The sequence below is a fragment of the Pelomonas sp. Root1237 genome (assembly GCF_001425055.1).
GTDB lineage: Bacteria > Pseudomonadota > Gammaproteobacteria > Burkholderiales > Burkholderiaceae_C > Pelomonas.
Genome location: NZ_LMDK01000012.1, coordinates 304,331 through 323,553, shown reverse-complemented (window position 1 = coordinate 323,553; position 19,223 = coordinate 304,331). Strand labels below are relative to the sequence as shown.

At 66.4% G+C, this 19,223-nt stretch carries 22 protein-coding genes; 16 read left to right on the top strand and 6 right to left on the bottom strand.

Annotated elements, in window-relative coordinates:
* Positions 1-23: 23 nt before the first annotated feature.
* Positions 24-1,250: a pyridoxal phosphate-dependent aminotransferase gene (locus ASC91_RS09425; RefSeq protein WP_056195599.1), complete on the bottom strand. Its 1,227-nt coding sequence runs from the start codon at positions 1,248-1,250 to the stop codon at positions 24-26.
* 19 nt (positions 1,251-1,269) lie between these two features.
* Between ASC91_RS09425 and ASC91_RS09420 the strand changes: the two genes are divergently transcribed.
* The 4 genes from ASC91_RS09420 to ASC91_RS09405 all read left to right on the top strand — a co-directional run bounded on the left by ASC91_RS09420 (position 1,270) and on the right by ASC91_RS09405 (position 5,308).
* The gene (locus tag ASC91_RS09420; protein WP_235531919.1) at positions 1,270-1,758 is read left to right on the top strand and encodes an Mth938-like domain-containing protein; all 489 of its coding nucleotides are present in this window, start codon (positions 1,270-1,272) and stop codon (positions 1,756-1,758) included.
* 143 nt (positions 1,759-1,901) lie between these two features.
* On the top strand, positions 1,902-2,381 hold the full coding sequence (locus ASC91_RS09415) for a peroxiredoxin (RefSeq protein ID WP_056195593.1): 480 nt from the start codon (positions 1,902-1,904) through the stop codon (positions 2,379-2,381).
* Between the two features lie 196 nt (positions 2,382-2,577).
* Positions 2,578-4,245 (top strand): PhoH family protein, encoded by a 1,668-nt coding sequence (locus ASC91_RS09410; protein WP_056195591.1) that lies wholly within the window; start codon positions 2,578-2,580, stop codon positions 4,243-4,245.
* 82 nt (positions 4,246-4,327) lie between these two features.
* Positions 4,328-5,308: an aldo/keto reductase gene (locus ASC91_RS09405; protein WP_056195588.1), complete on the top strand. Its 981-nt coding sequence runs from the start codon at positions 4,328-4,330 to the stop codon at positions 5,306-5,308.
* A gap of 65 nt (positions 5,309-5,373) precedes the next feature.
* On the opposite strand, the gene ASC91_RS09400 is transcribed toward ASC91_RS09405, so the two are convergent.
* Positions 5,374-6,006, bottom strand: coding sequence for a PEP-CTERM sorting domain-containing protein (locus ASC91_RS09400; RefSeq protein ID WP_056195586.1), 633 nt, complete (start codon positions 6,004-6,006; stop codon positions 5,374-5,376).
* A 275-nt stretch (positions 6,007-6,281) separates the two neighbouring features.
* Positions 6,282-7,679, bottom strand: coding sequence for a patatin-like phospholipase family protein (locus ASC91_RS09395; RefSeq protein ID WP_235531917.1), 1,398 nt, complete (start codon positions 7,677-7,679; stop codon positions 6,282-6,284).
* Between the two features lie 64 nt (positions 7,680-7,743).
* On the opposite strand from ASC91_RS09395, the gene ASC91_RS09390 reads away from it, so the two are divergent.
* The 4 genes from ASC91_RS09390 to ASC91_RS09375 all read left to right on the top strand — a co-directional run bounded on the left by ASC91_RS09390 (position 7,744) and on the right by ASC91_RS09375 (position 12,419).
* Positions 7,744-8,949 carry a DNA polymerase IV gene (locus tag ASC91_RS09390; RefSeq protein WP_056195584.1) on the top strand — a complete coding sequence of 402 codons (1,206 nt, stop codon included), beginning with the start codon at positions 7,744-7,746 and terminating at the stop codon, positions 8,947-8,949.
* Positions 8,946-11,276, top strand: a complete 2,331-nt coding sequence (locus ASC91_RS09385) for an ATP-dependent DNA helicase (RefSeq protein WP_056195583.1) — start codon at positions 8,946-8,948, stop codon at positions 11,274-11,276. The genes ASC91_RS09390 and ASC91_RS09385 overlap by 4 nt, the downstream gene beginning before the upstream one ends.
* 38 nt (positions 11,277-11,314) lie before the next feature.
* A complete protein-coding gene (locus tag ASC91_RS09380) occupies positions 11,315-11,692 on the top strand; it encodes a VOC family protein (protein ID WP_056195580.1) in 378 nt (125 codons plus the stop codon).
* Positions 11,693-11,852: 160 nt separating this feature from the next.
* Positions 11,853-12,419, top strand: a complete 567-nt coding sequence (locus tag ASC91_RS09375; protein ID WP_200955255.1) for a CAP domain-containing protein — start codon at positions 11,853-11,855, stop codon at positions 12,417-12,419.
* A 110-nt stretch (positions 12,420-12,529) separates the two neighbouring features.
* Here the strand turns inward: ASC91_RS09375 and ASC91_RS09370 are convergent, their stop codons facing one another.
* Entirely contained in the window at positions 12,530-13,174 is a 645-nt protein-coding gene (locus ASC91_RS09370) for a hypothetical protein (protein WP_056195574.1), read from the bottom strand.
* 253 nt (positions 13,175-13,427) lie between these two features.
* On the opposite strand from ASC91_RS09370, the gene ASC91_RS29355 reads away from it, so the two are divergent.
* From ASC91_RS29355 to ASC91_RS09350, 4 genes are all read left to right on the top strand, one after another.
* Entirely contained in the window at positions 13,428-13,847 is a 420-nt protein-coding gene (locus ASC91_RS29355) for a DUF6249 domain-containing protein (protein ID WP_056195572.1), read from the top strand.
* Positions 13,844-14,407, top strand: coding sequence for an RNA polymerase sigma factor (locus tag ASC91_RS29350; protein WP_056195569.1), 564 nt, complete (start codon positions 13,844-13,846; stop codon positions 14,405-14,407). The genes ASC91_RS29355 and ASC91_RS29350 overlap by 4 nt, the downstream gene beginning before the upstream one ends.
* Complete coding sequence (locus ASC91_RS09355; RefSeq protein ID WP_157281391.1) at positions 14,389-14,733, top strand: hypothetical protein; 345 nt, start codon at positions 14,389-14,391, stop codon at positions 14,731-14,733. Before ASC91_RS29350 ends, ASC91_RS09355 begins: the two co-directional genes overlap by 19 nt.
* Positions 14,734-15,000: 267 nt before the next feature.
* Positions 15,001-15,369 (top strand): VOC family protein, encoded by a 369-nt coding sequence (locus ASC91_RS09350; protein WP_056195562.1) that lies wholly within the window; start codon positions 15,001-15,003, stop codon positions 15,367-15,369.
* A gap of 39 nt (positions 15,370-15,408) precedes the next feature.
* Here the strand turns inward: ASC91_RS09350 and ASC91_RS09345 are convergent, their stop codons facing one another.
* Together ASC91_RS09345 and ASC91_RS09340 are read right to left on the bottom strand one after the other, a co-directional pair.
* Complete coding sequence (locus tag ASC91_RS09345) at positions 15,409-15,786, bottom strand: hypothetical protein (protein WP_056195559.1); 378 nt, start codon at positions 15,784-15,786, stop codon at positions 15,409-15,411.
* Positions 15,783-16,079: an autorepressor SdpR family transcription factor gene (locus tag ASC91_RS09340; RefSeq protein ID WP_056195558.1), complete on the bottom strand. Its 297-nt coding sequence runs from the start codon at positions 16,077-16,079 to the stop codon at positions 15,783-15,785. The genes ASC91_RS09345 and ASC91_RS09340 overlap by 4 nt, the downstream gene beginning before the upstream one ends.
* A 240-nt stretch (positions 16,080-16,319) precedes the next feature.
* On the opposite strand from ASC91_RS09340, the gene ASC91_RS29345 reads away from it, so the two are divergent.
* The 4 genes from ASC91_RS29345 to ASC91_RS09325 are packed head-to-tail and all read left to right on the top strand — an operon-like array spanning position 16,320 to position 19,182.
* On the top strand, positions 16,320-16,487 hold the full coding sequence (locus ASC91_RS29345; RefSeq protein ID WP_157281388.1) for a hypothetical protein: 168 nt from the start codon (positions 16,320-16,322) through the stop codon (positions 16,485-16,487).
* A gap of 49 nt (positions 16,488-16,536) precedes the next feature.
* Positions 16,537-17,523 (top strand): ABC transporter substrate-binding protein, encoded by a 987-nt coding sequence (locus tag ASC91_RS09335; protein ID WP_056195554.1) that lies wholly within the window; start codon positions 16,537-16,539, stop codon positions 17,521-17,523.
* Between the two features lie 4 nt (positions 17,524-17,527).
* Positions 17,528-18,355, top strand: coding sequence for an ABC transporter permease (locus ASC91_RS09330; protein ID WP_082532555.1), 828 nt, complete (start codon positions 17,528-17,530; stop codon positions 18,353-18,355).
* Positions 18,356-18,360: 5 nt separating this feature from the next.
* Positions 18,361-19,182, top strand: a complete 822-nt coding sequence (locus tag ASC91_RS09325) for an ABC transporter ATP-binding protein (protein ID WP_056195551.1) — start codon at positions 18,361-18,363, stop codon at positions 19,180-19,182.
* Positions 19,183-19,223: the final 41 nt, after the last annotated feature.

The window sequence follows — 19,223 nt, the reverse complement described above, 5'->3', positions numbered from 1 at the left end:
CGCAGGGCTCTCAGGACAGGAAATCAGGAAGTGTGGCGGCGGCGGTAGCCGGCCAGGAAACGGTCGATGCGGCCAATGGCCTCACGCAGATCATCCACATTGGGCAAAAAGACGAGGCGGAAGTGGTCATGCTCGGGCCAATTGAAACCGGTGCCCTGGACGATCAGCACCTTCTCCTCGGCGAGCAGCTCGTAGGCGAACTGCTGGTCGTCGGCTATTGGATAGACCTTGGGGTCCAGCCTCGGGAACATGTAGAGGGCCGCTTTGGGCTTGACGACGCTGACGCCCGGGATCTGCGTCAGCAGCTCATAGGCCAGGTCGCGCTGGTGGCACAGGCGCCCGGTCGGCGCGACCAGGTCCTTGATGCTTTGGTAGCCGCCCAGGGCCGTCTGGATCGCCAATTGACCCGGCGTGTTGGAGCACAGGCGGAGGGACGCCAGCATGTTCAGGCCCTCGATGTAGTCGCGGGCATGGCGCTTCTCGCCGCTGACGATCATCCAGCCGGCACGGTAGCCGCAGGCACGGTAGTTCTTGGACAGGCCGTTGAAGGTGATGAAGAGCACGTCGTCGGCCAGGGACGCCATGGCGGTATGGGTGTTGCCGTCGTACAGCGTCTTGTCGTAGATCTCGTCGGCAAAGATGACGAGTTGGTACTTGCGGGCCAGTTCGATGATGCCCAGCAGCAGGTCGTCCGGGTACAGCGCGCCGGTCGGATTGTTCGGGTTGCAGACCATGATGCCGCGGGTGCGCGGGCTGATCTTGGCCTCGATGTCGGCCAGGTCGGGCAGCCAGCCGGCGCCCTCGTCACAGCGGTAGTGCACCGGCCTGCCGCCCGACAAGCCGACGACGGCGGTGTAGAGCGGGAAATCGGGCGCCGGGATCAGGATCTCGTCACCATCGTTGACCAGGGCGTTGATCGCCATCTGGATCAGCTCGGAGGCGCCGTTGCCCAGGTAGACATCGTCCACCGTCACGCCCTTGACGCCCTGCTGCTGCGTGTAGTGCACCACCGCCTTGCGCGGCGCGAACAGGCCCTTGCTGTCGGTGTAGCCGCCGGCGTCGCCGAGGTTGCGGATCATGTCCTGCACGATCTCGTCCGGCGGCGTCAGGCCGAACACCGCCGTGTTGCCGATGTTCAGCTTGATGATCTTCTGGCCCTCTTCCTCCATCTGGCGCGCCTTGTCCAGCACGGGGCCGCGGATGTCATAGCTGACGCTGGCGAGCTTGCTGGACTTGGCGATGGGCTTCAAAAGGGGCTCCGGCGCAGCAATGCTGCAGTGCAAGAAGGTGCAAAAAGGGGGATCTTGGAGTTTAAGCAAGGCCCGGGCATGCGGCCTGCCGTTCTGCGCGACACTCGCGCCCGGCTTTTCGCACCTTTTCCCGATGAAGTTCCAGCTTGACGAGCCGCAAGGCGGCAACAGCATTTCGCGCCATGACGCCCAGGGGGTCTGGGTCAACGGCCGGCCGCACACGGCGAGTGTCCTGGTCCCCTGGAAAGGCGACGTGGCTGCCTGGGCGCCTTCGCGCTTCGAGGAACTTCAGCCTGCACATTTCGAAGCGATCAAGGCCTTGAACCCCGAACTGGTCGTCTTCGGCAGCGGCGCCCGGTTGCGTTTCCCGAGCCCGGCCCTGTGGCGTGGGCTGGTTGAAGCGCGCATCGGCTTCGAAGTCATGGACAACGCAGCCGCTTGCCGCACTTACAACGTGCTTGCCAGTGAAGGCCGCAACGTTCTGGCAGCATTGCTCATTGAGGGATGACCTCCGCCGGTCGGGAGACCGGGGAGGCTTTATAATCACGGGCTATTGCTTGCGGGCGCCCGCGTAGATTGTTTTTGTGAAAGGCTTCACAGAGCGATCACGAACCGGGGACCCCGTGAGCACAACTCCTGCTGCACCCCCCAATGACGCCTGCGCTCAACAAACCCCTGCCGGAAATTGAGGCTCAAGCCACCGGCGGCGTGAAGTTCACTGCCAATGCCTTCCTGGGCAAGTCGGTCGTGCTGTATTTCTACCCGAAGGACAACACGCCCGGTTGTACCACCGAGGCGATGCAATTCCGCGACCGCCACAAGGACTTCGTGAAGGCCGGCGCGGTGGTGCTCGGTGTTTCGCGCGACAACATGGCCTCGCACGAGAAGTTCAAGCAGGCCCTGGAGCTGCCCTTCGAGCTGATCGCCGACACGGAAGAAAAGCTCTGCCACATGTTCGGCGTGGTCAAGAACAAGATCATGTACGGCAAGAAGGTCAAGGGCATCGAGCGCTCGACCTTCCTGATCGCCCCGAACGGCATCCTGGTGGGCGAATGGCGCGGCATCAAGGTCGCCGGCCACGTCGACGAGGTGCTGAAGGCCGTGAAGGGCCTCAAGAAGGAAGCCGCCTAAGCCGCACAAGGCGCCACATGACGCGCGAAAAACGCGTTGTTTGCTGACATCGCGGGCCCCCGCGGTATGTGCATAATCAGCTCATGCCCCGGGTCGAATCCTTGTCACAGACTGCAAAGCCGCACTCATCCTGTGCGGCTTTTTGCTTTCTGGAGCCTGGATCGCGTGGGGTTCACTTGTCGCCCATCCGCCGTAAATGCCACTGCCTAAGCCTCCTGCACAACGCGCCAGCCGCCTCGATGCCTCTGCTTATTCGGCCACTCTGACCCCCAGCAAACCTCGCGCGACGCCTCCCGTCGTCGTCGCGCCCGCCGCCGCTCCGGTCGCGGTGCCGACAGCCGAAGTGCTGCGGCTTCCCACCCCCACCTCCAGCCCCGCTGCCGCCAGGCCGGGACTGCCCATAAAAACAGCCAGCAAGGCGCCGGCCAGAGCCGCCGCGCCCAAACGCACGCGAAAACCCGCCGGCGCCGCCAAGCTCTTCGTGCTCGACACCAATGTGCTGATGCACGACCCGATGTCGCTGTTCCGCTTCGAGGAGCACGACGTCTTCCTGCCCATGATCACGCTCGAGGAGCTGGACGGCCACAAGAAGGGCATGACCGAGGTCGCCCGCAACGTGCGCCAGGTCAGCCGCGAACTGGACCAGCTCGCCGCCAGCCTGAAGACCAGCGGCATCGAGGAGATGGCCAAGGGCCTGGCCCTGGCCGGCACGGGCCACCGCGAAGCCGAAGGCAAGCTCTTCTTCCAGACCGAGCTGATCGATGCGCCGCTGCCGCAAGGCCTGCCCCAGGGCAAGGCGGACAACCAGATCCTGGGCGTCGTCCAGGCGCTGAAAGGCCTGCACCCAGGCCGGGAAGTGGTGCTGGTGTCCAAGGACATCAACATGCGCATCAAGGCCCGCGCCCTGGGCCTGCCGGCGGAGGACTACCGCAACGACAAGACGCTGGAAGACTCCGACCTGCTCTACACCGGCGTCCAGGCGCTGCCCTCGGATTTCTGGGACCGCCATGGCAAGACCATGGAGAGCTGGCAGCAGGGCGGCACGACCTACTACCGCATCAGCGGCCCGCTCGTGCCCACGCTGCTGATCAACGAGCTGGTCTACCTGGAGGCGCCCGGCGAGACGCCCCTGTACGCCAAGGTCACCGAGATCACCGGCAAGACGGCCGTGCTGCGCACGCTGAAGGACTACGGCAATCAGAAGCACGCCGTCTGGGGCGTGACGTCGCGCAACCGCGAGCAGAACTTCGCGCTGAACCTGCTGATGGACCCGGAATGCGACTTCATCACGCTGACCGGCACCGCCGGCACCGGCAAGACGCTGATGACGCTGGCCGCCGCGCTCGCCCAGGTTTTCGATGACCGCCGCTACAGCGAGATCATCGTCACCCGCGTGACCGTGCCCGTGGGCGAGGACATCGGCTTCCTGCCGGGCACCGAGGAAGAAAAGATGGGCCCCTGGATGGGCGCCCTGGACGACAACCTCGAGGTGCTGGCCAAGGGTGGCTCCACCGCCGGCGAATGGGGCCGTGCCGCCACCAATGACCTGGTGCGCAGCAAGATCAAGATCAAAAGCCTGAACTTCATGCGTGGGCGCACCTTCTTGAACAAGTTCGTCATCATCGACGAGGCCCAGAACCTGACGCCCAAACAGATGAAGACCTTGATCACGCGCGCCGGACCGGGCACCAAAATCGTCTGCCTGGGCAACCTGGCGCAGATCGACACGCCCTACCTGACCGAAGGCAGCTCAGGCCTGACGTTTGCGGTCGACCGCTTCAAGGGCTGGGCCCACAGCGGCCACGTGACGCTGGCCCGCGGCGAGCGCTCGCGGTTGGCGGATTTCGCTTCCGAAGTTCTTTGAACCGATGCGGCCCCTTCGTGGGGCCGTTTCTTTCCCATCAAATGGTTGCGATACCATTTCGCATCCACTGTCTGGCATTCCCATGATCTACCGCTCCCTCGGCCGCACTGGCTGGAACATCTCTGCCATCGGCTTCGGCGCCTGGGCCATCGGCGGCACCTGGGGCCATACGGACGACAGCGCCGCGATGGCGGCCCTGCATCGGGCGCTGGACCGCGGTGTGAACTTCTTCGACACCGCCGACGTCTACGGCGATGGCCACAGCGAGCGCCTGCTGGCCCGCCTCAAGCGCGAGCGCCCCGGTGAAGCCTTCTACATCGCCACCAAGGCCGGTCGGCGCCTGAACCCGCACATCGCCGAGGGCTACCGCGATCTGCGGCCCTTCATCGAGCGCAGCCTGCAGAACCTCGGGACCGACAGCCTGGACCTGCTGCAGCTGCACTGCCCGCCCAGCGCCGTCTACGCCATGCCCGAGGTCTTCGGCGCGCTCGACGACCTGGTGCGCGAGGGCAAGCTACGGCACTACGGCGTCAGCGTCGAGCGCATCGACGAGGCCCTCGCGGCGCTCAAGTTCCCTGGCGTGCAGTCGGTGCAGATCATCTACAACCTGTTCCGCCAGCGGCCCGCCGAAGCCTTCCTGCCTGCGGCCCAGGCAGCGCAGGTTGGCGTGCTGGCGCGGCTGCCACTGTCCAGCGGCATGCTGAGCGGCAAGTTCACGCGCGACAGCCGCTTCGGTGCAGACGACCACCGTGGCTTCAACCGCCAGGGCGAGGCCTTCGACAAGGGCGAGACCTTCTCGGGCGTCGACTATGAACAGGGCCTGGCCGCCGTCGAAGAGCTGCGTGCGCTGCTGCCGCCTGGCATCAGCATGGCCCGCCTCGCGTTGCGATGGATCCTGATGAACGAAGCCATCACGACCGCCATCCCCGGCGGCCGCACGCCCGCGCAGGTGGATGAGAACGTCAGCGCCGCCGACCTCGATGCCCTGCCTGCGCCGCTGATGCAGTCGCTGGCCGACCTCTACCAGCGCCGCATTGCACCGCAGGTGCACGGCCTGTGGTGAGCCGCTTTCACGTCACATGAAAAAAAGCGGCCCGAGGGCCGCTGCTTCGTTTTCCCTGCGAGAGATCAGACACGGCGACGGCGACCTGCCGCCAAGCCTGCCAGTGCGATGCCCACCAGGGCCATCGACGCCGGCTCGGGCACATTGACGGTGATGTCGGTGGTCGCAAGGGTGGCGCCGGCCGCATCGGTGACGAAGAGGCGGAAGTCCGTCGAGCTGGCCGCATACGGGTTGAAGTTGAAGCCCGGTGTCGTCAGGAAGGACATCTCCAGGTTCCACGACTCGCCCAAAAACGTCGGCAGGCCCGCGGTCAGCAGGTCGATGTCGGTGTAGCTGACGGCGGCGCTGCTGTCGGTGTCGATGCCCAGCCAGATCTTGCAGCCCTGGCAGCCCCGAATGTCGTAGGCGAAGTCGAAGCTCCAGTTCGCGTAGTTCTTGCCGTCTGGCAGGTAGACGCCACCTTGCGCCTGGAAGTTACGCACGCCGTCATTGGCCAGAAAGGCGCTGTTCTTGTACGCATGGGCGCCGACGGCGACCTTCACACCGCTGGCCGCCACAGCGGCGAACTGCACGGTCTCCAGGCCGCTGCTGCCCGCAGGCGGCCAACCATCCGCCGCCGTCAACATCGTCAAGGCGGCATGCGCCGAGAGCGGGGCCAGGCCGGCGAAAGCCGCCGTGGCAAGCATCTTCTTGATCATCTGTTTGTCTCCAGTGTGGGCAATGTTTTGCAGGCCCTGTTGACGCAACGACACGCTTTGGGGCGACGCACAATCCCTAGCGCATCAACCATGCCAACACCTCGCCGCTTGTAGGACGGTCCAGTAGGACGAGCACCGCAGGCAACCTTGAAATGCCCCCACGGTTGAAGGTGGAAATTCCCTCGACATGCGGCAAACCCTAGGGTTAGGCCATTGCGCTGAAATGACCCGTCAGGAGATTGCCACCCAATGCCGATCAGATATCCGGTTAACGATCAGTCGCCGCGCTGAACGGCTTTCGAGAATCGTTTCACGCCGGCATCCTGGGCCGTCGCCTGGCGTCCAGCATTGATCAGCCTGTCGATCTGCTCCGCGGGCAGCTTGAGCCGCGTCGGAATCGCGTTCAGTGCCTGCTCCTCGGTCTCGGGCAAATCAGCAAAGCTGATCTGGGTGACGCTGAACTTGATGTCCTCGCAATGCCATTCCGGGTTCAGCGCCCGCAGCGCGGCCTTGCGTTCGTCGCTGAGACTGCAGCGATAGGTCACCAGGTCGCGCTCCCAATTGCGCACCATGGGCACAAAGCTCGCGTAGCTCATGCGCATGGTGCTCTCGATGGCCGTGTCGACGGCGCCGGATGCGATCTCCATGCCCGAGGGGCCGGCCACCTCGCGGGCCCAGTCCGCGCTCGGGCCCTGGCCAGCATCGACGACGATGAAAAGCAGGCGGCGCATCGTCGCCGCGTCCTGCTCGGGGATGGGGCCATAGGGCGTGTTCAGCAGCACGCGGCTTTGCAGGATGGCCACCAGGCCGAGGTTGTCGGTCAGTCCACCGTCGACGAGCTTCAGATAGCGGCCCGCCTTGGGGTCGGCGTTGTCGCGGAACAACCGCGCTAGCGCCAGCCGCAGCCGGTACTGGTCGTCGCGCTCGTCCCGGCGCACCGCCAGGCCCGGCGGCATTTGCACCTGGCAGGCATCGGGAAAGCGCTCCAGCACCACAGGCGCGAAGAGCAGCGGCACCGCCATCGACGCCGCCACCGCCTCGGAGACCGGATAACTCGCAAGGTCACTGCACAGCGCATCGAAGGCACGCTCATGGAAGGGAAAGGCCAGCCGGTACTGCACATTGCTGGCGCTGATCCACACCACGGGCCGCGAGCGCTTGAACATGTCGGCGAATGTCGCGCCCTTGAAGACATCGTTCTCCAGCCAGTCGTTGAAGTCGCTGCGATCGTTCAGGCCACCGGCAAACAGACGCCGCAGGTTGTTGGGGTTGAGCAGGCTGAAGCGCAGGTTGGCTTCGCCGTCGCGCAGCAGCACCTTGTCGCGGAACTCACGCAGGCCCTCGGCGCCGTGCAGGCCGAAGTAGGCCGACGTCAGCGAGCCACCCGATACGCTGGTGATGAAGCTGACCTCATCCAGCAGCGTGCGCCCTGGCGTCGACGCCTGCTCGCGCAGTCCCTCCAGCACGCCGTAGGAAAACGCCGCCGCACGCAGGCCACCACCCGAGAAACTCAGCGCGACGACGGTATCGGCATCCAGCGGCATGGGTGCGCGCTGCACGGTCTGCACGGCCACCGGCTTGTTGCGCGGCGGGTTCATCGGGGCACTGGCGCAGGCGGCCAGCAGCAGGCAGGTGCAAAGCAGCAGCAGGGCGCGCATGGAGCGTCTTTCCATCAAGGTCGGGGCATTCTGCCGATGCTGCCAGACCCTGTCTTTTTTCCCAGTGACAATCCAGGCCATGCAACAGCCCGACCGCTGGATCGCCCACCTCGACATGGACGCCTTCTATGCGTCCGTCGAGCTGCTGCGCTATCCGCAGCTCAAGGGCCAGGCGGTCGTCATCGGTGGCCGGCGGGCGGATGCGCCGCAGCAGCTGGAAGACGGCAGCTGGCGCTACTCCAAGCTGCGCGACTACACCGGCCGCGGCGTCGTCACGACGTCCACCTACGCCGCGCGGGACCTCGGCGTGTTCTCGGCCATGGGCCTGATGAAAGCCGCCCTGCGCGCGCCCGACGCCATCCTGCTGCCGGCCGACTTCGACAGCTACCGCAAGTACTCGCGCCTCTTCAAGGCCGCCGTCGCCGAAGTCGCACCGGTCATCGAGGACCGTGGCATCGACGAGATCTACATCGACCTGAGCGACGTGCCTGGCGTGCGCGACGCCGTCGGCCACGACCCGCTGGGCGGCGTGAAGGCGGTGGCCCGCGAGATCAAGAACTCGGTGGGTCGCGCCACCGGCCTGACCTGCTCCATCGGCGTCACACCCAACAAGCTGCTGTCCAAGATCGCCAGTGAGCTGGACAAGCCCGACGGCATCAGCGTACTGACGCTGGACGACATCCCCACACGCGTCTGGCCCCTGGGCGTGCGCAAGATCAATGGCATCGGCCCCAAGGCGGGGGAAAAGCTCGTCAGGTTGGGGTTGGAGACGGTGGGCGACATTGCCGCCGCCGACCCGGCCTGGCTGGTCGAGCAGTTCGGCGAAAGCTACGGCCAGTGGCTGCACGCCGCCTCGCATGGCCGCGATTCGCGTCCCGTCGTCACGCACAGTGAGCCCGTGTCCATCAGCCGCGAGACCACCTTCGAGCGCGACCTGCACGCCGTGCACGACCGCGCCCTGCTCGGCGGCATCATGGACGAGCTGTGCGAAAGCCTGTCGCGCGATCTCGCCCGCAAGCACTACGCTGGCAAGACGGTGGGCATCAAGCTGCGCTTCGAGGGCTTCGTCACCGTCACGCGCGACCAGACGCTGAAGGCCGCCATCACCAGTGCCGCCGACATCCGCCATGCCGTGGGCCTGTGCCTCAAGCGCGTCACGTTCGACAAGCGTCTGCGGCTGATGGGCGTGCGCATCGGCAACCTCGTGCATGCGAGCGAGGTGCCGCCCCCGGCGCCAGCGCGAGCAGAGCCCCTGCCCACGCTCGACAACCTGAGCTTGTTTTGAGCGACTGGAGCTACAGCGTCTCAGTACGCAGCCTGTGCGAGTTCACTGCCAAGCGCGGCAGCCTGGACCGCCGCTTCACGCCCTCGGCCACGGCGCTGGAGGGCCAGGCCGGCCAGATGGCCGTGCTGGCGCGCCGTTCGCCGGGCTACGAGACCGAGCTGCCGCTGGAGGCCGTCCACGGCAACCTGCGCGTGCGCGGGCGGGCCGACGGCTACGAGGCCGACGTGAACCGGCTGGAGGAGATCAAGACCATCCGCGGTCCGGTCGAGGCCATTCCCGACAACCGCCGCGCCCTGCACTGGGCCCAGCTGCAGACCTATGGCGCGCTGATTGCCGCCGACCGTGGCCTGAGCGAGCTGGAGCTGGCCCTCGTCTACGTCGATGCCGACACGCAAAACGAGACCGTGCTGCGCGAGAAGGTGACGGCCAGCGAGCTGCAAGCCGCCTTCGAGTTGCGCTGCCGGCAGTTCGAGGCCTGGGCACGACAGGAGGCGGAGCACCGCAAAGCACGCGACGCCGACCTGAGCGCCCTGCCCTTCCCCAAGGGCGAACTGCGCCCCGGTCAGCGCCTGCTCGCCGAGGCCGTCTACCGCGTGGCCGCCAACGGCCGCTGCCTCCTGGCCCAGGCGCCCACCGGCATCGGCAAGACCCTGGGCACGCTGTACCCGCTGCTGCGCGCCATGCCGCTGCAGCAGCTCGACAAGATCGGCTACATGACCTGCAAGGGCACCGGCCGCATCACCGCGCTGGAGGCCCTGCATGCGCTGCGAGAACACACGCCGACGAAATCGCTGCGCGTGCTGACGCTGGTGGCCAAGGAGCAGGCCTGCGAGCACCCCACCAAGGCCTGCCATGGCGACGCCTGCCCGCTGGCCAACGGCTTCTACGACAAGCTGCCCGCCGCCCGCGCCGAGGCCGTGCAGACGGCCTGGCTGGACCCCACTGCCCAGCGCCGCATCGCACTGCAGCATGACGTCTGCCCCTACTACCTCGGCCAGGAGCTGCTGCGCTGGGCCGACGTCGTCGTCGGCGACGTACACCACGCCTTCGACCCCTATGGCCAGCTCTACGGCCTCTCCCAGGCTCAGGGCTGGAAGCTCGCCCTGCTGGTGGACGAGGCCCACAACCTCATCGACCGCGCCCGCGACATGTACAGCGTCAGCCTCAGCCTGGCGCGCGTGCGCGAGGTCATTGCCGAAGCGCCGGCCAGCCTGCGCCCGCCGCTGCGCCGGCTGGCCAAGGAACTGGCCACGCTGAGCCGCCGCCAGCAAGGCGACTACCAGGCGCTGGACACGGTGCCCGACGCCCTCGCCGAGGCCCTGCAACGCGTCAACATCGCCCTGGGCGAGCACGTGCAGAACCACCCGCTCGACGTCGGGGCCATGCTGCAGTTCTATTTCGAGGTGCTGGGCCTGCAGCGCCTGCTGGACCGCTTCGATGCCCATTCGATTTGCGACCTGCAGCGCAGCGCCGCTCCGGGGGACCCCAAGCCGGCGCTGGACGCGCCACGGAACCTCTCGCTGCTGGAAGACGACGACGAGGACGATCCCAACGACGGTCGCGACGTGCTGCTGTCGGTGCGCAACGTCGTGCCAGGGCACTTCCTGAAGGAGCGCTTCGAGGGGCTCAGCAGCGTCACGCTGTTCTCGGCCACGCTCGGGCCGCCCGACTACCAACGCCAGCTGCTTGGCATGCCCGAGGACACCGCCTGGATCGACGTGCCCGCGCCCTTCCCGCCCGAGCACCTGACCGTGCAGGTGGCCCACCGCCTGTCCACGCGCTACGAACATCGCAATGCATCGCTGGACGCGCTGGTGGACCTGCTCGCCCAGCAGTTCACCGAGCACCCCGGCAACTACCTCGCCTTCTTCAGCAGCTTCGACTACCTCGACAAGGCCTCGGCGCGGCTGGCGCAGCGGCACCCGCAGGTCACGCTGTGGAACCAGTCGCGCGCCATGGGCGACGCGGCACGGCGCGCCTTCCTGGACCGCTTCGTGGAGGGCGGCCGCGGCATCGGCTTCGCCGTGCTGGGCGGCGCCTTCGCCGAGGGCGTGGACCTGCCCGGCACGCGGCTGATCGGCGCCTTCATCGCCACCCTCGGCCTGCCGCCGGTGTCACCGCTGCAGGACCAGGTGCGCGAGCGCCTGGACACCCTGTTCGGCGCCGACCACGGCTATGCCGACCTTGTGCCCGGTATGCAAAAGGTCGTGCAGGCCGCCGGCCGCGTGCTGCGCTCCGTGGACGACCGCGGCTGGGTGTGGCTGCTGGACAAGCGCTATGCCCGACCCGAGGTGCGGGCCTTGTTGCCGGGCTGGTGGCAGCTGTAGCCGCAGCCTGGTCAGATTGCGCGATCAAAGGAGAACTCATGTTTGACCACGTCAAGTTCGGCGTCAGCGACTTCGCCGCGAGCAAGGCCTTCTATCTGAAGGCGCTGGCGCCGCTCGGCGTCACGGCGGGCGCGGAAGGCGAGCCGAGCTACGGCATCGAGCTCGTCATCGAGGGCCAGGTGACCAGCCTGTGCCTGTTCGAGACCCAGGAGAAGCCGGCCCATCTGCACCTCGCCTTCATGGCGCAGACACGCCAGCAGGTCGATGCGTTCTACCGCGCGGCGCTGGACGCCGGCGCCGCCGACAACGGCGCACCGGGCCTGCGTCCGAAGTACCACGCGAACTACTACGCCGCCTTCGTCATCGACCCGGACGGCCACAACATCGAAGCGGTCTGCCACGCTCCCAAGGCCTGATATCGCCGTCTTTGTGTAGGGATGTTGCGAGCCGGCTCTCGTGGGCTGCACCCGGTAACCGGCGCCAGGCCAGGGCGTGCCACGCTGCGGGCCTATGAGCCACTTCCCCGCGCCACCCTCACCCACCCGCGCGAGAGCGTCCCGCCTGGCGCCTCTCGCCGTGGCGACCCTGGTTTCGCTGGCCGGCTGCGGCGGTGGCGGCTCCGACTCAGCCACCACCACGCCGACAACGCCCCCTGCCCCTGCACCGGCTCCAGCGCCGGCACCACCGACCGCCGGAACGCGCATCACCTGCGATCTCGCCAACTTCCAGGCCGACATGCTGGCGGCCGTCAACGCCCGGCGCCGCAGTGGCGCCACCTGCGGCGCTCAGGGCGCCTTCGGCCCGGCACCTGATCTGACCTGGAACGCCGCGCTGACCCAGGCCGCCGTGGCGCATAGCGACGACATGGTCACGCACAACTTCTTCAGCCACACCGGCAGCGACGGCAGCACCCTCGGCACCCGCGCGACCGCCGCCGGCTATGTTTGGAGCAGCTTGGGCGAGAACATCGCCGCCGGCCAGGCCAGCGTGGCCGAGGTGGTGGACGGCTGGATGAAGAGCGATGGCCATTGCGCCAACCTGATGAACGCGACCTTCCGCGACATCGGCGTGGCCTGCGTGGCGGGCAACGCCAGCACCGCCTACCGCAGCTACTGGACGCAGGACTTCGGCACGCCGCGATAGGTTCCGGACTCGCGGGGCCGGATCGTCGAGTCGGTCAACCAACAACGAAAAAAGCCACGAAGGCGAGTCATTGCGACTCGCCTTCGTGGCTCGTTGACCGAACCGAGGGGTCAGGCCTTCTTTGCCTTGGCGCGACGGGCAGCGTATGCGCCCAGCAGGGCGAGGCCGACCAGGGCCGCCGCGTCGGGCTCGGGCAACTGATTGCCGGCGGCGCCGATCTGGAAGGTGATGAACTCACCGGTCTGCGCGTCGGTCACGGTGTAGGTGCCGGCAAACATCTGCAGGGAGGCGAACGAGGCGTTGTGGAAAGTCCAGGCTTGATCGGGCGACCAGAACGTGCCTTCCAGGTCTTCGCGCTCGATACCGATGCCCGGAAGCTGGGTGCTGACGGGGCGAACGTAGGTGGTGAAGCCCTTGTGACCAGCGTCGACCGTCGTGTTGAAGCTGGATTGGGCCCAGGGACCGCTCGCAGCGGACCAGGCCGAGAAAGCGGTGCCGGCGTGGAAACCGAAGGACATGTTCACGCCGCCGACGGCCGTGCCGCCCATGATGTCGTGGTTGCCGTTCTCCTCGATACCGGTGCCGCCCCAGCCAGACACGCCCTGCTGAAGCACCAGCTTGCTGGTGTCAATGGTGCCGGAGGAGTTCATCACCACGTTAGCGCCGGATTCGGTGAACGTGAAGACGATGCCCGCGTTGGCCAGGCTGCAAAGGGAAGCCGTCAGGATTGCAGCTGCGAAAGAAGCCAACTTCATGGCGGATCTCCTCAAGAAATTTCAATGATCCCCACAATGCAACGGCCGTGCCAGGCAGCAGTATTTCTTAAAAATCAATAGCTTAGCGAGCTCATATCCCTAGTTTGATCTAGGGGTGTAAATTTCTTTGACATTCAAAAACCCTCAACTTGAGGGGGGTGCGACAGTGCTTTTTCTTTCGCTCGCTGAATCCAAACGCCACGGCCGGGCGCTCCAAGGAAGCACCATCCACCCGTTTCCCTGGAGCCCGCCCATGTTCTTCGACCGCTTTCAGGAAATCAGCCCACTGATGATCCCGATCCTGTCGCTGCTGATTCCCATCGTCGCCATCGTGGCCCACTACCTGGGCAAGGCTCACACCGAGCGCCAGCGCCACGAGACCATCCGCGAGTTGGCCCGCGCCGGCCAGCCCATCCCGCCCGAGCTGCTGGGCGACGTGCAGGACAGCGACTGGCACCGCGCCAAGCGCGACCAGGCCAACCCCAACCGCATCCTCGTGCCTGCGGTCATCAACATCGGCGTCGGCCTCGGCCTGATGGGCATGTTCAACGCCATGATGCCGGGCGCCTGGCTCTGGAGCATCGGCCTGATTCCGCTGTTCCTGGGGCTGGGCCTGGCGGTGTACTGGGCCGTCGAACGCAAGCAGCAACCGCCGCAATCCCCGCAACCGTGACCTCCGGCGTCCCCGCCGCGCCGACCGAAGCGGTCCTGCAAGAGGATCGCCTGGTGGCCCGTGCCGCCGCCGGTGACCGCGCGGCCTTCGCCGCCCTCGTGCAAGCCCACCAGGGCTATCTGCGCAAGCTGCTCGGCCGCGTCTGCCGCGGCGACCAAGGCCGTGCCGACGACCTGGCCCAGGAAGCCTTCGTGCGTGCCTGGCGCGCCCTGCCCAAGTTCCGCGGCGAGGCGCGCTTTCGCACCTGGCTCACGCGGCTGGCCTATTCCGCGCTGTCGGCCGAACGGCCGGCTTTGCCTTTGGTGGACGACGCACCGCCGGAGCTGGGCGCACACAGCGACTTCGCCCACGGCGCCGACTGGCGCATCGACCTCGACCGCGCCATGGCCGATCTCAGCGAGCCCCAGCGCCACGCGCTCCTGCTCTGCTACGGCGCCGACCTCAGCCACGCCGAAGCGGCGCTGGTGCTGGGCTGGCCGCTCGGCACGGTCAAGACACAAGTGCTGCGCGCAAAGGCCAAGCTGCGCGCGCAACTGCAAGCATGGGAGCCCACGCCATGACGATTTCCACGAACCACGACAACGACGCTTCTTTTGATGACGTGCTGCGGGAGCAGATGCAGAACGGCACCGAGCCCGATGACGCTGGCTTCAGCCTGCGGGTGATGGCGGCGCTGGCGCCCAAAGGAGTTTCATCGCAGCAGCGCCGCTGGGCGCGTTGGGTCAGGCGGGCGCAATGGGTGGCGATCAGCATCGCGGCCTGCGGTGCCGCTGCGTTGCTTGCTGATGGGAACCGGCCGCTCGATACGCCGCATGTGCTGGCGGCCGTATCGCTGATAGGGCTGCTGATCTTCTGGGCGATCCCCAGCCGTTGGAGCCGGGGCTGACGCGCTACGGCCACTGAGGGTGGCTGACGAAACCGTCGCGCCATGCCAAGAGCCTATGGCTACGCTGGCGATGTCGAAAAAGGCAGGGTCGGTTTTTCGGTAAGCCCGACCCCTCTCTGACGAGAGCTCTGCTCCATGCATTGCATGAGAACCCACGACGAACCTCAGCGCCTTTCGCGCTGCGGGCTCGTCTGTGTGGCAAAGCGGGTGCCGACGGTGCTTCGCGTTGTGATCCGGTCGAGTCCATTTGACTCAAAGGACAAATCAATGCAACTCAACCACCTCGATCTCTCAGTGCCTGATGTGACCGCAGCCACCGCCTTTTTCGAGGCCGCCTTCGGCTTCACGTTGCGCCAGATCAAAGGCAACGACGGCATGGCGATCCTCGATGGTGAAGGCGGCTTCGTGCTCGTCCTCACCCGGGCGAAAGATGCCACCGAGCCGATGTATCCGAAGACCTTTCACATCGGTTTTCTGCTCGCTTCCGAGCAGGCCGTCATGAGCGCGCACGCACGGATGCTGGATGCAGGCATCGAACTCGCGCAGCCTCCGCGCGTGATGCGCGGCAGCCTGATGTTCTATTGCCACGCGCCCGGCGGGGTCCTGGTGGAGGTGAGCCATCGGACGGTGGGCTGAGGCGTGGGTTCGAGTGCGCTTGCAGGCAGATCACCCCGCTCACGTCGCGCTCTTGAACTTGTCCCGCTGCGACAGGCAATAGACCAGCGGCACAGCCACCCCCGCCAGGACTGAGGCGGAACCCGCGGCGACTGCCACGGGGATCGGAGCGAAGGCCCACAGCGCCACATAGACAAGCCCGCTGATCGTGATGGACCAGCCCCCAAGCCGGTTGACCTTGCGGGCCAGTTCGCTCGGGAAGAAGCGCTTGGGCATGCGGTTGCCATACCAGGCAATCATGAGCCCGTTCATGGCGATGACCACCCGGGTGACGTTTTCGCCGTCCGCATAGCCCAGCTTGCGCGCCCAGGTCATGCCCAACGCCACGGCGACGATGCCGCCGCCCCACGCAAGGCCTTCAATCAGGTCAGCTTTCATCGCGCAATCTCCTTCTTGGGTTCCGGCGCGTCGGCGCTCGGGCTGAACGAATGGACGAAGCCCAGCAGCGCTTCTTCGAGCACGGACAGCTTCAGGTGATACAGGACGGACTTGCCCGCCTTCTCGGCGTGTACGAGGTCGGCCTCCTTCAGCACGGTGAAGTGCGCCGACATCGTGGGCTTGGAGACATGGAACTGGTCACTCAGCTCACCGGCGCTCAAGGGGCCCTGCCTCAGGAGCTGCAGCACCTGGCGACGGGTGGGGTCGGAAAGGGCTTTGAAGACCTTGTTCATGGCTTGATGATTAGCTAATCATCGAAACGTGTCAAGGGCGCCCCGCACCGCCGACTGGTGCATCAACGCCCCACGGCGAGGCACGCGATCTCAGCCGCGAAGGCTTGAAGGAGGACTGCCAGAAAGCGGCAGACCGAGCGACGCCCGGTACACCACATGCAGAACCTGCGCAGAGGCAGGCGCGCCGCAAACTGGCACGCTTGATGCTGGCGTACCGATTGGTATACCAGCATGTGCACCATGACCGAGCGAAGCCTTCTGACCCTTGGAGACTGGCACCAGGCCTATCTGGACGGCGCGCCGTCCCGTGAGTGGCTGGGCGCGCATGCCGGCCTCATCGGCCCGCACGACCCGGCCATGCTCGGCGAAGGCTGGCGGGCCCGCATGGCCGAACTGCACCCCGCCTGAAGCCTCACCCCTTCTTGCCTCCCCCTCTCAATCACCCAAGGAGCCGACCATGACCGATTCGTTCAAACCCCAGCGCCGCACCCTGCTGGGCGCGGCGGCCGCCGTGGCCACGCTGGGCGCGCCCGCACTGGTGCGTGCCCAGACACCCAAGATCCGCATCGGCTACTGGCCGGTGGCGGCCGGGCTGCCGTTCTATGCCGCGGTGGAGAAGGGTTACTTCAAGGAAGCGGGGCTGGAGGTCGAGGCGCTCAAGTTCGCCGGCGCCCAGCAGGTGATGGAGGCCATGCTGGCCGGCCGCTGCGACGGCAGCTCCAACGGCACCGGCTCGGGCAACCTGGGCGTGGGCGAGATTGCTTCGCCCGGCCTCTTCAAGATCATCGCCACCAACCCGAGCAACCAGAAGTACGTGCTCGACCAGTTCCTCGTGCCCAAGGACAGCCCCGTCAAGACGCTGGCCGAGCTCAAGGGCAAGCGCGTAGCCAGCGGGCCCGGCATCCAGAACAAGACGCTGGCGATGGCCGTGCTGGAGCGCGCCGGCGCCGCAGGCACGACGGTGACCGAGCTGCCCATCGGCCAGCACGTGGCCGCGCTCGCCGCCGGCCAGGTGGACGCCGTCTACACGCTGGAGCCCACCGGCACCGTGGGCCGGCTCAACGGCACGACGCGCGTCCTGGAGGCCGGCGTCATCGCCAAGTACATCCTCGGCGACCCGCTGGCCCCGTGGCATGGCGGCTCGGCCACGCTGACAACCGAGTTCATCAAGAAGCAACCGGCCGAGACCAAGAAGTACATCGCCGCCTATGCCCGCGGCATCGAGCTCGTGCGCAAGGACCCGGCCCAGGCGCGCAACTTCCTGAAGGGCTACACGGCCATCGAAGGCCCGCTCACCGGCGAGGTGCCGCTGGCCTCCTACATGCTCTACAACGAGTTCACACCGAGCGACGTGGCGGCCTTCCAGAAGTTCTTCGACCTCTTCACCGAGAAGGGCGTGTTCGAGAAGAAGCTCGACGTGGCTTCACTCCTTTACAAGGCCTGAAGCCATGGAACAAGCTCCTGCCGCCACGCCGCCCTGGCAAAAAGCCGCCGATGGCCAACCCGCCGTGCGCCTGCCGCGCTTCAACGTCGCCAAGCTGCTGCCCTTCATCGGCCCGCTGATCCTCTTCATCATCTGGGACCTGGTGGTGCGCTTCGGCCTCATCCGCCCCATCCTGCTGCCGCCGCCGCTGGCCACGCTGCAGACGCTGGTGGTGGGCCTGGCCGGCGGGCCGCTGCTGCTGGACTTCGCCACCACGGTGTGGCGCACGGTGCAGGCCTTTTTGATCGCCGCCGTCGTCGGCGTGCCGCTGGGTGTGCTGCTCGGCAGCAACGAGCGTGCCTACCGCAGCGTCGAGTTCTTGATCGACTTCTTCCGTTCCACGCCGTCGTCGGCACTCATCCCGCTGTTCCTGCTGATCTTCGGCGTATCGGACATCAACAAGATCGCCATCGCCGCCTTCGGCGCGCTGCTGATCGTGGTGTTCAACAGCGCCTACGGCGTCATCAATGCGCGCAAGCAGCGGGTGATGGCGGCCAAGGTGATGGGCGCCTCGCGCTGGCAGATCTTCAAGGACGTGCTGGTGTGGGAGAGCCTGCAGCCCAGCTTTGTCGGCCTGCGCTCGGCGGTGTCGATGGCGCTGGTGATCGTCGTCGTGGCCGAGATGTTCATCGGCTCGGACAACGGCCTGGGCCACCGCATCATCGACGCGCAGCAAGTGCTGAACGTGAAGACCATGTACGCCGCCATCCTGGCTGCGGGCATCCTGGGCTATGTGCTCAACATCCTGTTCCTGGTGCTGGAACGCAAGATCGTCCATTGGAGTGGGAGGTAATCGCCATGTCCGCCGTCATCAACGCCCCGGTCGTGCCCGATGTGCCCGTGCGCGCCTTCCAGCCCGGTCCCGCCGGCACCCACATCACCATCCGCGGGCTGACGAAATACTTCGCAGGCTGGCCGCTGTACGAGGACTTCAACCTCGACATCCCCAAGCACAAGATCGTGTCCGTCTTCGGCCCCAACGGCTGCGGCAAGAGCACGCTGATCAACATGATCGCCGGGCTGATTCCCATCGACTCGGGTCAGATCCTGTTCGACGGCAAGAGCCTGAAGGACACCAAGATCGGCTACGTGTTCCAGAACTACCGCGAGGCGATGTTCCCGTGGATGCGCACCATCGACAACATCGCCTACCCGCTGAAGATGGAAGGCCGCAGCAAGGCCGAGGTGGACCGCCGCATGGCCGAGCTGGTGGAGAGCTTCGACGTCAAGTTCGACCTGAACCGCTACCCCTACGAACTCTCGGGCGGGCAGCAGCAGACGGCCTCCATCATGCGTGCGCTGGCACCCGGCCCCGAGGTGCTCTTCCTCGACGAGCCTTTCTCGGCGCTGGACTTCGAGATGACGCTGTTCATCCGCGAGAAGCTCCAGGAGGTCTTCATGCAGACGGGCACGACCATGATGCTGGTATCGCACGACTTGGAGGAGGCCGTGTACCTCGCCGACGAGGTGCTGCTGCTGACCAAGCGGCCGACCCGGGTGGCCGAGATCCTGAAGTACGAGGACCCGCGGCCGCGCACGGTGGCCACTTTGTCGGAGCCGAGCTTCATCACGGCCAAGAAGCAGAGCCTGGAGATCTTCCAGCGCGAGGTGCGCCGTTGAACATGCTCGCTGAGCAGAAGAGCTTGCTCACCCCGCCCGCT

Bases quoted from the DNA above. Each gene is read 5' to 3' on its own strand.
- ASC91_RS09420 (WP_235531919.1), top strand. From the start codon at position 1,270: ATGCTGCAGTGCAAGAAGGTGCAAAAAGGGGGATCTTGGAGTTTAAGC.
- ASC91_RS09415 (WP_056195593.1), top strand. From the start codon at position 1,902: ATGACGCCTGCGCTCAACAAACCCCTGCCGGAAATTGAGGCTCAAGCC.
- ASC91_RS09410 (WP_056195591.1), top strand. From the start codon at position 2,578: ATGCCACTGCCTAAGCCTCCTGCACAACGCGCCAGCCGCCTCGATGCC.
- ASC91_RS09405 (WP_056195588.1), top strand. From the start codon at position 4,328: ATGATCTACCGCTCCCTCGGCCGCACTGGCTGGAACATCTCTGCCATC.
- ASC91_RS09400 (WP_056195586.1), bottom strand. From the start codon at position 6,006: ATGATCAAGAAGATGCTTGCCACGGCGGCTTTCGCCGGCCTGGCCCCG.
- ASC91_RS09395 (WP_235531917.1), bottom strand. From the start codon at position 7,679: ATGGAAAGACGCTCCATGCGCGCCCTGCTGCTGCTTTGCACCTGCCTG.
- ASC91_RS09390 (WP_056195584.1), top strand. From the start codon at position 7,744: ATGCAACAGCCCGACCGCTGGATCGCCCACCTCGACATGGACGCCTTC.
- ASC91_RS09380 (WP_056195580.1), top strand. From the start codon at position 11,315: ATGTTTGACCACGTCAAGTTCGGCGTCAGCGACTTCGCCGCGAGCAAG.
- ASC91_RS09370 (WP_056195574.1), bottom strand. From the start codon at position 13,174: ATGAAGTTGGCTTCTTTCGCAGCTGCAATCCTGACGGCTTCCCTTTGC.
- ASC91_RS29355 (WP_056195572.1), top strand. From the start codon at position 13,428: ATGTTCTTCGACCGCTTTCAGGAAATCAGCCCACTGATGATCCCGATC.
- ASC91_RS09355 (WP_157281391.1), top strand. From the start codon at position 14,389: ATGGGAGCCCACGCCATGACGATTTCCACGAACCACGACAACGACGCT.
- ASC91_RS09350 (WP_056195562.1), top strand. From the start codon at position 15,001: ATGCAACTCAACCACCTCGATCTCTCAGTGCCTGATGTGACCGCAGCC.
- ASC91_RS09345 (WP_056195559.1), bottom strand. From the start codon at position 15,786: ATGAAAGCTGACCTGATTGAAGGCCTTGCGTGGGGCGGCGGCATCGTC.
- ASC91_RS09340 (WP_056195558.1), bottom strand. From the start codon at position 16,079: ATGAACAAGGTCTTCAAAGCCCTTTCCGACCCCACCCGTCGCCAGGTG.
- ASC91_RS29345 (WP_157281388.1), top strand. From the start codon at position 16,320: ATGACCGAGCGAAGCCTTCTGACCCTTGGAGACTGGCACCAGGCCTAT.
- ASC91_RS09335 (WP_056195554.1), top strand. From the start codon at position 16,537: ATGACCGATTCGTTCAAACCCCAGCGCCGCACCCTGCTGGGCGCGGCG.
- ASC91_RS09330 (WP_082532555.1), top strand. From the start codon at position 17,528: ATGGAACAAGCTCCTGCCGCCACGCCGCCCTGGCAAAAAGCCGCCGAT.
- ASC91_RS09325 (WP_056195551.1), top strand. From the start codon at position 18,361: ATGTCCGCCGTCATCAACGCCCCGGTCGTGCCCGATGTGCCCGTGCGC.